Origin of the sequence: Vibrio sp. 10N.286.52.C3, assembly GCF_041468865.1 — a bacterium.
GTDB lineage: Bacteria > Pseudomonadota > Gammaproteobacteria > Enterobacterales > Vibrionaceae > Vibrio > Vibrio crassostreae_C.
Window position 1 is genome coordinate 113,036 of the sequence record NZ_JBFRJM010000019.1, and the last position, 12,032, is coordinate 125,067.

At 44.5% G+C, this 12,032-nt stretch carries 12 protein-coding genes; 8 read left to right on the forward strand and 4 right to left on the reverse strand.

Features of this window, described 5'->3' with window-relative positions:
* Nucleotides 1-11 precede the first annotated feature (11 nt).
* The gene (locus AB4138_RS08405) at nucleotides 12-1,052 is read right to left on the reverse strand and encodes a DUF3549 family protein (protein WP_017060747.1); all 1,041 of its coding nucleotides are present in this window, start codon (nucleotides 1,050-1,052) and stop codon (nucleotides 12-14) included.
* Nucleotides 1,053-1,139: 87 nt separating this feature from the next.
* Between AB4138_RS08405 and AB4138_RS08410 the strand changes: the two genes are divergently transcribed.
* Together AB4138_RS08410 and truC are read left to right on the forward strand one after the other, a co-directional pair.
* On the forward strand, nucleotides 1,140-1,454 hold the full coding sequence (locus AB4138_RS08410) for a YqcC family protein (RefSeq protein WP_017063358.1): 315 nt from the start codon (nucleotides 1,140-1,142) through the stop codon (nucleotides 1,452-1,454).
* Complete coding sequence (truC, locus tag AB4138_RS08415) at nucleotides 1,454-2,203, forward strand: tRNA pseudouridine(65) synthase TruC (protein WP_017060745.1); 750 nt, start codon at nucleotides 1,454-1,456, stop codon at nucleotides 2,201-2,203. Before AB4138_RS08410 ends, truC begins: the two co-directional genes overlap by 1 nt.
* A 153-nt stretch (nucleotides 2,204-2,356) precedes the next feature.
* Here truC and AB4138_RS08420 read toward each other — a convergent pair whose 3' ends face one another.
* The 3 genes from AB4138_RS08420 to map all read right to left on the reverse strand — a co-directional run bounded on the left by AB4138_RS08420 (nucleotide 2,357) and on the right by map (nucleotide 6,560).
* Complete coding sequence (locus tag AB4138_RS08420) at nucleotides 2,357-2,740, reverse strand: DUF3461 family protein (protein ID WP_004734354.1); 384 nt, start codon at nucleotides 2,738-2,740, stop codon at nucleotides 2,357-2,359.
* Nucleotides 2,741-2,921: 181 nt separating this feature from the next.
* Complete coding sequence (glnD, locus tag AB4138_RS08425) at nucleotides 2,922-5,543, reverse strand: bifunctional uridylyltransferase/uridylyl-removing protein GlnD (RefSeq protein ID WP_017060744.1); 2,622 nt, start codon at nucleotides 5,541-5,543, stop codon at nucleotides 2,922-2,924.
* Between the two features lie 138 nt (nucleotides 5,544-5,681).
* Complete coding sequence (map, locus tag AB4138_RS08430; RefSeq protein WP_017060743.1) at nucleotides 5,682-6,560, reverse strand: type I methionyl aminopeptidase; 879 nt, start codon at nucleotides 6,558-6,560, stop codon at nucleotides 5,682-5,684.
* Nucleotides 6,561-7,017: 457 nt separating this feature from the next.
* On the opposite strand from map, the gene rpsB reads away from it, so the two are divergent.
* From rpsB to AB4138_RS08460, 6 genes are all read left to right on the forward strand, one after another.
* Nucleotides 7,018-7,749: a 30S ribosomal protein S2 gene (rpsB, locus tag AB4138_RS08435; protein WP_032546326.1), complete on the forward strand. Its 732-nt coding sequence runs from the start codon at nucleotides 7,018-7,020 to the stop codon at nucleotides 7,747-7,749.
* 141 nt (nucleotides 7,750-7,890) lie between these two features.
* Nucleotides 7,891-8,736, forward strand: a complete 846-nt coding sequence (gene tsf / locus AB4138_RS08440) for a translation elongation factor Ts (protein WP_017063361.1) — start codon at nucleotides 7,891-7,893, stop codon at nucleotides 8,734-8,736.
* A gap of 161 nt (nucleotides 8,737-8,897) precedes the next feature.
* Nucleotides 8,898-9,629 carry a UMP kinase gene (pyrH, locus tag AB4138_RS08445; RefSeq protein ID WP_017060742.1) on the forward strand — a complete coding sequence of 244 codons (732 nt, stop codon included), beginning with the start codon at nucleotides 8,898-8,900 and terminating at the stop codon, nucleotides 9,627-9,629.
* Nucleotides 9,630-9,727: 98 nt separating this feature from the next.
* A complete protein-coding gene (frr, locus tag AB4138_RS08450; protein WP_017060741.1) occupies nucleotides 9,728-10,285 on the forward strand; it encodes a ribosome recycling factor in 558 nt (185 codons plus the stop codon).
* A gap of 98 nt (nucleotides 10,286-10,383) precedes the next feature.
* Nucleotides 10,384-11,136 carry an isoprenyl transferase gene (locus tag AB4138_RS08455; protein WP_017063364.1) on the forward strand — a complete coding sequence of 251 codons (753 nt, stop codon included), beginning with the start codon at nucleotides 10,384-10,386 and terminating at the stop codon, nucleotides 11,134-11,136.
* 15 nt (nucleotides 11,137-11,151) lie between these two features.
* Nucleotides 11,152-11,994, forward strand: a complete 843-nt coding sequence (locus AB4138_RS08460) for a phosphatidate cytidylyltransferase (RefSeq protein ID WP_372224017.1) — start codon at nucleotides 11,152-11,154, stop codon at nucleotides 11,992-11,994.
* Nucleotides 11,995-12,032 lie beyond the last annotated feature (38 nt).

Here is a 12,032-nt window from a genome sequence, read left to right on the forward strand (position 1 = left end):
CTGTCTGGTATCTATTGCGACTTAGCCGCTTGTTGTAATTCTACAAGTGCATTGGCGAGTTCTGGTGATGGGTTCGAGTTCAATAATGGTAAAAATACCATTCTCAGTGTCGGAATCATCACTAAATCTGCAAATAACTGATTGAACAAGTTTTGGTTGCCCGTTTGTGCGAGACGCAGCAAGAACTGCTCAGCAATCGCAGGATCTTGCAGTGCGTGCCAGCTGCGACCAGCCAAACCAATCAATACTTCTTGGTGGCTTAAGCGCGGGCTAGCCAGAACTTGGTTAATTACGGCGTTGGTTGTGCTTTGCTCTGCGCCAGAAAGGGCACGTACCAGTGCTGACAGTAAGAACAGATCTGGCTCTTGACTGTTAATCTCATTCTCTGCCATTTCTTGTAAGCGTTGAGCGAGCTTGTCATTGATTTGTGTGTGCTCGAGCGCACCTAACGTCGCGTATAGCGGTTCTGAAGGCAGCTTATTCAATGCTTTGCGAATCGCGACACCATTTTGTTGGCTGCCTAAACGAGCACACATATCAGTGATGCCTTGTAGGCCAACGGTTTTCCAGTTGTCCCAGCCTAGATCGCCTGTGAAGTAGTGTTGAGCGTGTTCGTAGTATTGGCTCGTTGCAAGGTCTAAACCTGCTCTTACTTGGCTATGGAACACGGCCATTTTGTCTTCTGAAGGCTTGAAGGTATATGGGTTGTTTGACAGCTTTTGTTGTTGCTCTTCGCTGATCTCACCGTTCAAACGTGTGCCCATCGCTTCGATAACAAACTTAAGGAAATTGCCGACATCACCTTGATGTAATAGGCCTCTTTCGTCCAGTTTGAATTTTAGGAACCAGATCCAAGGTTGCTTGTGTTCGTTCCAGTAACTAATCGCTAAGTGAGCTTGTTTCTGAAGTGGAAATGGGTACGGCTGTTTCCCTTGCTCAACATCAGAGAATAAGGTGTTGTCGATCTTCTGAATACGGCGACCTAGGTCGTAGATATCGTACTGGCAACCGCTATTCTTTAGTAACTGAGTGAGCGTGTGAATCGTTTCCATAGTAATAAAGCTCCTAACTTTCTTTCCTAAATAGATGGTACTCTATGCCCCAATTTCAAGGTCACTAGATAAATAACTTGGTGAAAAATGACAGCAGCCACAAAGTTACCTCTTTTACTTCAACAATTAGAAGAACAAATGCGCCAATGTTCGCTATGGAGCACGCTTCCGCCTTCGGATGAAGCTCTGGCGAGCGTTGAACCTTTCGGGATTGATTCGTTACAACCGGAAGAGTGGTTGCAGTGGATCTTTATCGTTAAGATCAACGCAATGATGGATGCCCAAATGAGCCTACCGAAAGGCTTTGCTATCCATCCTTATTTTGGTGAAGTGTGGAAAAATGAGGCAGACAAAGTCGAACTGCTAGTGACAATTCAGAGCATTGATGAGGTATGTGCGTAATGTTAGAGATCATTTATCAAGATGAGTACTTTGTCGCGGTGAATAAGCCCGCTGGCATGCTAGTGCATCGTTCATGGTTGGATAAACACGAAACGCAATTTGTTATGCAGACATTGCGCGATCAAATTGGTCAGCATGTATTTCCATTACACCGCTTAGACAGACCGACATCGGGTGTGTTGGTGTTTGCGTTGTCGAGTGAGGTTGCTTCACAGGTGATGCCAATGTTCGCTAATCATGAGATGCAAAAAACCTATCATGCGATTGTCCGTGGTTGGATAGAAGAGGGCGATACGCTCGATTATGCACTTAAGGTTGAGCTGGATAAGATCGCAGATAAGTTCGCGAAAGAAGACAAAGAAGCGCAAGAGGCAGTGACAGTCTATGAACCGCTAGCAAAAGTAGAAGTGCCATATTCAACAGGACGCTTTCCTACGAGCCGCTACTGCTTGGTTGAGATGATGCCAAAGACAGGTCGCAAACATCAGCTGCGTCGTCACATGGCTCATCTAAGACATCCGATTGTCGGTGATACTTCACATGGTGATGGTAAGCACAATCGACTGTTCCGTGATGATTTAGATTCGCATCGTTTGTTGTTGCACGCTTCTGAGCTTCGCTTTATCCATCCTTTCACAAAAGAAGAGTTGGTGATGAAGGCCAACCTTGATGAAACTTGGCTAAGGTTGTTTGAAACCTTTGAGTGGGATACTAACTTAATCGATGCTCAAACTTGCTTGTCTAAGTAAGTCTCGCGTGTTTAGGCAATCTCCAGTCTAAGTGAATAGAGAAAATAGAATAAAAAACAAAGGGCTGATAGTGATATCAGCCCTTTTTGTATCTGTATAACCTTAACGGCATAACTAATGTTGGTTAGTTAACAGTAATAGTTAGTCGCGGGATCATTTTAGCTTTTCTAGATCAGCTTCGATCTCAGCGATCTTGCTTGATACCACTTTCTCTAGATGGCGTAAGTCGGTAAGGATCTTCTGCTTCACATCCACCTCAGCCGTTGGCGTCGGTTTGGTGATTTTGTTGAGTTCATCAATCACAAGAGTGAGGTTGCGGTTAATCTCTGTCACTTCTTTGTATTGATTATTGCCACCGCTAACAAGCACACTTTTTACTTGTCGTGGGTACTTAAATTTAACGCTTTTCGCGAACAGTTCCCCTTTCTGCTTACGAAAGTAAATCTTCAGGATATCTTTGTGCGCTTCTTGGCGAAGGGAGTAACGTTCAATCTGTTTAGGTTCGTGGATACCTAAGCCAGTGAGGTTTGGATACATAAGCGACCTCTAGGTTATGAATGTAATACTTTTATGTAATTGACTTGATCAATGTAGCAGCCTAACGACGAGCTAGATAGTTGATATCTGTGAATTGATTGTAAGTTGTGGGCAAGATCGCTCTCTATCTTTGCCCACACTTATTTGGTTATTAAACCTGTTTTTAGACTGAATTCGCTTTCTAAGGTGCGAGTTCAGAAACGTGCTCGGTTAATCGTTCTCTTAGTGCCTGTTCTTGTTCTTCAGACAGCCTTCCTCCCGCTTCACTGGTCAGAATAAACAGATCCTCTGCTCGCTCACCTATGGTGGTGATTTTGGCACCGTGCAAGTTGATGTCTAGCTCCGCAAAGGTTGCACCGACTTGAGCCAATAACCCCGGCGTATCAAGAGCTCTTAACTCCATCAAGGTACGTTTCTTGCTCTTGGTTGGTAGGAACTCAACTAAGGTTTTGACCTTAAAGTGTTGCAAGTTACGTGGCGTGCGACGCGTCTTAATCTTAGTCGGGCGGCCATCAGTCAATACATGAGTCAGATGTTTAGCAACGGCTTTGTGTCTTGCTTCATCAATCGCTTCGCCGTGCTGGTCTAGTACGATAAAGGTATCCAAAACATGACCATCTTTGCTAACCATGACCTGCGCGTCATGAACGTTAAAGTTACGTCTGTCGAGTTCGGCAACCACGGTCGCAAACAGTGCTGCTTGGTCTTTACAATAAACGAACACTTCTGTGCCACCGCGCGTCGCTTTCTTACTGATCAGCACTAACGGTTGGCTTGGGTCTTCTAGGCGAAGTAAGTGCTCACAGTGCCAAGCGATTTGTTTATGTGTGTGACGCAAGAAATAGTCAGCTTTGAAACGCTGCCACAACACCTCAATCTCACGAGCCGTGAAGCCTTCTTTACGCAGCAGTGCAGATGCCATTTGTTGGTTGTGACGAATACGGTCTCTGACATCGACAGGGTTTTCCAAGCCGCGGCGCAGTGCTCGCTGCGTTGAGTGGAACAGCTCAGCTAACAGGGTTCGTTTCCAACTGTTCCATAGCTCAGGGTTAGTCGCACAGATATCGGCAACGGTTAAACAAACCAGTAGCTCGAGTGATTCTTCATCACGCACTTTTTTGGCGAATTCGGTGATCACATCTGGGTCGTAGATATCACGACGTTGAGCCGTTACTGACATCAATAGGTGATTTTGTACCAACCACGCGACTTGTTTGGCTTCAGGCTTCGATAGCCCGTGTTCAATACAGAAAGAGTAAGCCTCAACCGCACCTATCTCAGAGTGGTCTCCGCCGCGGCCTTTGCCGATGTCATGGAAGATAGCGGCAAGGATCAGCAACTCTTTCTTCTGTACTCGAGGATAGACTTCACAGCAGATAGGGTGCTTATCGTGGTTTTCGATTTGACCAAAGCGGTTGATGTGCTTGAGCAGGCGGATACTGTGCTCATCCACGGTGTAAACATGGAATAGGTCAAACTGCATCTGACCAACGATCTGGCTCCACTGCGGTAAGTACGCAGAGAGCACGCCCAATTTGTGCATTAAGCTAAAGGCTTTGTGCAGGGCATTAGGGTGGCGAACTAGATCCATGAACTTGTCACGAGCTTCAGGAATAGTATGCAGGAATCGGTTCAATCGACGGCGTGCCGTACGCAGTTGTCGCAATGTTGGTGGACTTACCCCTTCGATAGTCGAGTCATTGGCGATATGGATGAACATATCGAGAATGGTTTCTGGTCTTGCTTGGAATAGGGCAGGCTTGCGCGCTTCGATCAACGAACCTCGACGTTGGAAATCACTATCGAGAATTTCAGCGTCTTGGGTTTGACCGCCATTGATGATCGCTTGATCGAACAGCTTAAGCAGCATCTTATTCAGTTCAGCAACACGACGAAGGGTTCGGTAGAACTCTTTCATCATCATCTCAACACCACGGTTTCCTTCACCCGTATAACCCAGATGTTCAGCGACTTGAGCTTGATGCGCGAACGTTAAACGGTTGTCGTAACGGCGCAGTTCAATATGCAATGCAAAGCGAACACGCCATAAAAAATCTTGGCACTCAACGAGCTCACGATATTCAGCATCGGTCAGAAAGCCGTATTTGCTCATCTCTAACAAAGAGGTCGCGCCGAAGTGGCGACGCGCAACCCAGCTCAGGGTATGGATGTCTCTGAGCCCTCCCGGAGTAGATTTGATGTCCGGTTCTAAATTATAGGTGGTGTCGTGGTAGCGAGCATGACGCTCTCTCTGTTCTTGAATCTTGGCTTTGTAAAACGTCTCACTTGGCCAAAATGAATCGGAATGAATCTTCAGTTTTAGTTCTTGGAAAGTGTCTTCACTACCACATAACAATCGCGACTCTTGTAGGTTGGTCGCGACGGTTAAATCATCGGTGCCGATATCGAGACACTCAGTAATAGTTCGCACAGCATGGCCAACTTCGAGCTTTAAATCCCAAAGTAGAGTAATGAATTGACTGACCTTTTCACCAAGAGCTGGTGGTAGTGTTTTTTGCGAGACAATGAGAATATCAATGTCAGACAAAGGATGCAGTTCGCCACGACCATAACCACCCACTGCGACAAGTGAAATATGAGGCAGTTTGTTGAATCCGAAATTTTCCCACAAACGATTGAGAAGTAAATCCATGTATTCGGAGCGCAGTAGAACCAAATCGGTGACGGGATGGTGGTTCAGAAATTCATTTTTTTGATACTGCGTGAAGATCTCGAGCTGATTTTTTAATTCGCAGATTTCAATTTGTTCGTCATTGAACGTAAGAGGGCATTGATAAGGCATAGTCTGCTATCCGTGCAAGCAAATGAGAATAGTAAACAATTTAACAGAAGCTGATGGAAAATCGAAATTGAGTGGATAAAAAATATCCTCGACAATGCGAGGATATTTTTAAAAGGCTGATGCGCTCAGTTCGGTGAACTAAGCGTTCTTCATGATACGTGGGATTGTATCATCGCTGCGCAGTGTTAGTACTTCACAACCAGTATCAGTTACAACCAGAGTGTGCTCCCATTGAGCCGAGTTCTTGCTGTCTGCTGTGTATACTGTCCAGCTATCTTCGTCATCAAGACGACAGCCAAACTTACCCGCGTTGATCATTGGCTCGATAGTGAAGCACATGCCTGCTTTTAGCACGGTGCGATCGCTGTTCTTGTAGTGAACTACTTGTGGATCTTCGTGGAATTCAGAACCAATGCCGTGACCACAGTAATCTTTAACAATAGAGAACTTAGCGCGTGGGTTGTTCTTGTTGTTTGTTTTGATGTACTTCTCGATAGCAGTACCGATTTGACCAAGTTGAACACCTGGCTTAACTTGGCGCATGCCTTCGTAAAGTGCTTCTTGAGCAACCATGCACAGACGCTTGTTTGCAGGTGAAACCTCACCCACTAGGAACATCTTAGAGGTGTCACCGTGGTAGCCTTGAGGGCGAGTACTAAGATCGGCATTTGCGTCATCAGGGATGATAACTGTGATATCAACGTTCAGAATGTCGCCATCTTTGAGTACCGCAGGTTTGAATTGACCTGTGCTACCCGTCTCGTCTTGTGACGCGGGAATGCCGTGACACACAATATGATTGATAGACGTACAGATAGACTTAGGGAAACCGTGGTAATCGAGTGGCGCAGAGTATGCACCTCTTTCTAGAGCGTACTCATGACAAAGCGTATTGAGCTCTTCCGTCGTGGTACCCACTTGGATGTGAGGTTCGATCATCTCAATAATGTCAGCGGCCAGCTTGCCGGCGACGCGCATTTTTTCAATTTCTTCAGCAGTTTTAATTTTTACAGCCATTGCATATCTCTTAATTTGGTAGCACCTAAGTGTGCATATTGGGGCTATTCTATCAGTGCAGCAATTTAGCGCAACATTACCATGTCCGTACAATACTGGAGGATACTGTTAACGTGATTAAATAATGTTCGGTTAACAGATGCAGAACCTGCTTGATATAGACACTATTTTATAGAGAAAATTTACCTTTAGAGATCAGTATAGCAGTCGCCATTTTTAGAATTTTTTCTAGCCATAGATAGACAAAATATGGTATAAAGCGCGCCGGACATCAGGACTGTTTTCTCCAATTGGCGAAACAAGCTTTATGTCCACTAACTTATTTCTTTAAATCACACACATTCCGACACATGTTCCGGGGTGCCTCAACAACACAGATAACGGCTGAAAAGTGGTTAGTTGTTAGGGGTCGGATTCATGGGGGATGTGGAGGCCTAACCCCATAGAGGATTTTAAAATGGCAACTGTATCAATGCGCGATATGCTTAAAGCTGGTGTTCACTTCGGTCACCAAACTCGTTACTGGAACCCAAAAATGAAGCCATTCATCTTTGGTGCTCGTAACAAAGTACATATCATCAACCTAGAAAAAACTGTACCAATGTTCAACGAAGCTCTAGCAGAAATCGCTAAAGTTGGTGAGAAGAAAGGTAAAGTTCTTTTCGTTGGTACTAAGCGCGCTGCATCTGAAGCTGTTAAAGAAGCTGCTGTAAACAGCAACCAGTTCTACGTTAACAACCGCTGGTTAGGCGGTATGCTAACGAACTACAAAACTGTTCGTCAGTCTATCAAGCGTCTGAAAGAACTTGAAGCGCAAGCTCAAGACGGTACTTTCGACAAGCTAACTAAGAAAGAAGCTCTAATGCGTACTCGTGAAATGGAGAAGCTAGAGAAGTCTCTTGGTGGTATCAAGAACATGGGCGGCCTACCAGACGCTCTATTCGTAATCGATGCTGATCACGAACACATCGCAGTTAAAGAAGCAAACAACCTAGGTATCCCAGTTTACGCTGTAGTTGATACTAACTCTAACCCAGACGGCGTTGACTTCGTTATCCCAGGTAACGACGATGCAATCCGTGCAGTACAGCTTTACCTAAACGCTGCTGCAGACGCGGTTAAAGAAGGTCGTAACAAAGACGTTGCTGCTGTAGCTGCTGAAAAAGATGGTTTTGTAGAAGCTGAATAATAGCGGCTCTGAATCACGCTTGGCTTAGCTAATATAGATTTTGAAATCTTTATTAAATGTAAGCTAAGTTATAGTTAGATCGGGGGCCTCATTTTGGCCCCTGATTTTTACCTTATTTTCGAATCAACCGAGGAATAGAGAATGGCAACTGTAACTGCTGCTCTAGTTAAAGAACTTCGCGAGCGCACTGGCGCTGGCATGATGGAATGTAAGAAAGCGCTTGTAGAAGCAAACGCTGACATCGAACTAGCAATTGAAAACATGCGTAAATCTGGCGCAGCGAAAGCAGCTAAGAAAGCTGGTAACGTTGCTGCTGAAGGCGCAATCATCATCAAAGAAGAGAACGGTGTAGCTGTTCTTCTTGAAGTTAACTGCCAAACTGACTTCGTAGCAAAAGATGCTAGCTTCACTGCGTTTGCAGAAGAAGTTGCAGCTGCAGCAGTAGCTTCTAAAGCTTCTGTAGAAGAGCTACAAGCACAGTTCGAAGAAACTCGCGTTGCTCTAGTTGCTAAAATCGGCGAAAACATCAACATCCGTCGCGTAGCTTACGTTGAAGGTGCTGCACTAGCTTCTTACCGTCACGGTGAGAAAATCGGTGTTGTTGTAGCTGGTGAAGGCGAAGCTGAAACTCTTAAGCACGTTGCTATGCACGTTGCTGCTTCTCGTCCTGAGTTTGTTAACCCAGAAGACGTACCAGCAGACGTAGTTGCTAAAGAGAAAGAAGTTCAAGTTGAAATCGCTATGAACGAAGGCAAGCCTCAAGAGATCGCTGAGAAAATGGTTATCGGCCGTATGAAGAAATTCACGGGCGAAATCTCTCTAACTGGTCAAGCTTTCATCATGGAACCTAAGAAAACTGTTGGCGAAATCCTTAAAGAAAAAGGCGCTGCAGTATCTAACTTCGTACGTCTAGAAGTTGGTGAAGGTATCGAGAAAGCTGCTGAAATGAGCTTCGCTGACGAAGTTGCAGCGGTACAAAAAGGTTAATCCTTAGCGTATTGTTTGAAAAAAGACCGTGGCAAATGCTGCGGTCTTTTTATGAATAGTGAACTATTTTTGAAGGCAACGTTAGTGGTTATGAATGCAAACTGACTTACTCAGTTTTTATCCATGACTGTTAATCATCAACTCTTTGGAAGGTAAACTCCATGACTACGAACCCTAAACCAGTGTATCAACGTATTCTGTTAAAACTTAGCGGTGAAGCGCTACAAGGCGAAGAAGGTTTTGGTATTGACCCAACGATCCTTGATCGTATGGCTCAAGAAGTAAAAGAATTGGTTGAACTAGGCGTTCAAGTTGGTGTTGTTATCGGTGGCGGTAACTTGTTCCGTGGTGCTGGTCTTGCTGAAGCTGGCATGAACCGCGTTGTTGGTGACCACATGGGTATGCTTGCAACGGTAATGAACGGCCTTGCAATGCGTGACGCTCTTCACCGTGCTTACGTAAACGCACGTGTAATGTCTGCAATCCCTCTTAAAGGTGTGTGTGACGACTACAACTGGGCAGATGCAATCAGCCAACTACGTCAAGGTCGCGTTGTGATCTTCTCTGCTGGTACGGGTAACCCATTCTTCACTACGGATTCTGCTGCATGTCTACGTGGTATCGAAATCGAAGCTGACGTAGTTCTAAAAGCGACAAAAGTAGATGGTGTATTTACTTCTGACCCTGTAGCAAACCCAGACGCAGAGTTGTATGATACGTTGTCTTACAACACGGTTCTTGATAAAGAACTTAAAGTAATGGACTTGGCTGCATTTACGCTAGCACGTGATCACAAAATGCCAATCCGTGTATTTAACATGAATAAACCAGGCGCACTACGTCGCGTGGTTATGGGTGAAACTGAAGGTACATTAATCAGCGACGCTGACTAATTTTTCGGGCTTACTGAGGTGTTGTACCTTGGTAAGCTTATCCTTATCACTCCAAATAAAAAGCTTTCTTGAAGAAAGAACATAATCAAGGTGAAATTGTGATTAACGAAATCAAAAAAGACGCTCAAGAGCGCATGGTAAAAAGTGTTGATGCACTAAAAAACAGCCTGCAAAAGATTCGTACAGGCCGTGCGCACCCGAGCCTACTTTCTGGTCTTACTGTTGAGTACTACGGTGCTCCAACGCCTTTGACTCAAGTAGCTAACGTTATCGCTGAAGATGCACGTACACTAGCTATTACAGTGTTTGATAAAACACTGACTCCTCTAGTTGAAAAAGCAATCCTGACATCTGACCTAGGCCTAAACCCTATGTCTGCTGGTACGGTTATCCGTGTTCCACTTCCACCGCTAACGGAAGAGCGTCGTAAAGACCTAGTTAAAATCGTTCGTGGCGAAGCTGAAGGTGGCCGTGTTGCTATCCGTAACATCCGTCGTGACGCGAATGGCGATCTAAAAGCACTTCTTAAAGATAAAGAAATCTCTGAAGATGAAGATCGTAAAGCACAAGACGAAATTCAAAAGCTAACTGACGCTGCGGTTAAGAACGTAGACGAAGTTCTAGCTGTTAAAGAAAAAGAGTTGATGGAAGTTTAATTTTCCATATTCTTTTCTTTCCGGAAAAACGCTGTACTCACGGTGCAGCGTTTTTTTATGCTACTCTGTTCGACTATTAGAATTTGATTCACTCTTTTATGCATAATTCTCAAGCGTTCACAGACTCTCTTCCTAAACACATTGCTATCATTATGGATGGTAATGGTCGCTGGGCAAAAGCTCAGGGCAAGCCTCGCGTCTTTGGCCATAAAAACGGTGTTCAAGCCGTTCGTAAAACTATCTCTTCTGCAGCCAGACTTGGCATTAAAGCCGTTACTCTTTTTGCATTTAGTAGCGAAAACTGGCGTCGTCCTGAAGAAGAAGTCGGTATCTTGATGGAACTGTTTATTTCAGTGCTGTCGAGTGAAGTTAAAAAGCTTCATAAAAATAATCTACAACTTCGTGTTATTGGTGATAAAAGTCGTTTCAATGATCGACTACAAAAGAAGATAGAAGAAGCGGAAGCTTTGACTAGCACCAATACGGGTATGGTTATTAATATTGCAGCTAACTACGGCGGTAAGTGGGATATTCAGCAAGCAATGACCTCTATTGCTCAACAGGTAAAGTCTGGTGATATTAATGTAGATGACATTGATGAAGCTATGATTACACAGCACCTGACAATGGCAGATATTCCTGAAGTCGATCTACTTATCCGTACCAGTGGCGAATGCCGCATTAGTAATTTTATGCTTTGGCAGTTGGCTTACGCCGAAATGTATTTCACTGAACAATTCTGGCCAGACTTTAATGAAGACAGCTTAGTAGAAGCTGTGACTTGGTTTGTTAACCGTGAGCGTCGTTTTGGATGCACCGGTGAGCAAATTAAAGCTCTGATGGACAGTTAATAAGGATTTTTTGGTTTGAAACAACGAATTATTACGGCGTTGATTTTAGCTCCCCTAGTTATTCTAGGTATTTTCGAGTTATCACTTCCTACATTTATTCTTTCACTAGCGGTAATCTCGCTATTGGGTTTTTGGGAGTGGACTCAGTTTGTTGAAAGCAAATCACGTTATGTAGCGTTGATTCCAACGGTTGTGGTAAGTGCTGCAAGTTTTGCTTTTATCCCTTTTGATGCATTTAGCCTTAATAACTTGTCTACTGCTCACTACGCCATTCTAACGATTGGCTCGATTTGGTGGGTAATCGCGAGTGGCATGGCGGTGACTTATCCTAAGTCTATGCCTGCATGGAAAGACTCTTCTCTTCTTCGTCACGTCTTTGGTGTGCTGACTCTGCTGCCATTCTTCTGGAGTGTGGTTATCCTGCGTGCTAACGGTATCGATGCTGATCCTTACCACGGTGCTAAACTGGTGATGTTTGTTTGCTTGCTTGTTTGGGCTGCAGATAGCGGCGCATACTTTTCAGGAAAGAGTTTTGGTAAGCGTAAAATGGCACCAGCGGTAAGCCCTAATAAGACGATTGAAGGTCTTATCGGTGGCATTATTACTGCGGTGATCGTGGCTTGGATCTTTGCTGACTTGTTTGACATCCAATTCACAAGCCCACTTCACATGATTGTTATTACCCTTGTGACCGTTGTTATTTCTGTTCTAGGTGACCTTGTTGAAAGCATGTTTAAGCGTGTTTCTGGGGTGAAAGACAGCAGTAATCTGATTCCTGGTCATGGTGGTATACTAGATAGAATAGATAGCTTAACGGCTGCATTCCCTGTCTTTGCTCTGCTTTATTTAGCATTCTAATAAAAAAGGGCAGTGATTCTGCCCTTTATTACATTTCT

Coding starts and splice junctions, on each gene's coding strand:
- truC (WP_017060745.1), top strand. CDS start 1,454: ATGTTAGAGATCATTTATCAAGATGAGTACTTTGTCGCGGTGAATAAG.
- map (WP_017060743.1), bottom strand. CDS start 6,560: ATGGCTGTAAAAATTAAAACTGCTGAAGAAATTGAAAAAATGCGCGTC.
- AB4138_RS08410 (WP_017063358.1), top strand. CDS start 1,140: ATGACAGCAGCCACAAAGTTACCTCTTTTACTTCAACAATTAGAAGAA.
- AB4138_RS08405 (WP_017060747.1), bottom strand. CDS start 1,052: ATGGAAACGATTCACACGCTCACTCAGTTACTAAAGAATAGCGGTTGC.
- rpsB (WP_032546326.1), top strand. CDS start 7,018: ATGGCAACTGTATCAATGCGCGATATGCTTAAAGCTGGTGTTCACTTC.
- AB4138_RS08420 (WP_004734354.1), bottom strand. CDS start 2,740: ATGTATCCAAACCTCACTGGCTTAGGTATCCACGAACCTAAACAGATT.
- glnD (WP_017060744.1), bottom strand. CDS start 5,543: ATGCCTTATCAATGCCCTCTTACGTTCAATGACGAACAAATTGAAATC.
- pyrH (WP_017060742.1), top strand. CDS start 8,898: ATGACTACGAACCCTAAACCAGTGTATCAACGTATTCTGTTAAAACTT.
- tsf (WP_017063361.1), top strand. CDS start 7,891: ATGGCAACTGTAACTGCTGCTCTAGTTAAAGAACTTCGCGAGCGCACT.
- AB4138_RS08455 (WP_017063364.1), top strand. CDS start 10,384: ATGCATAATTCTCAAGCGTTCACAGACTCTCTTCCTAAACACATTGCT.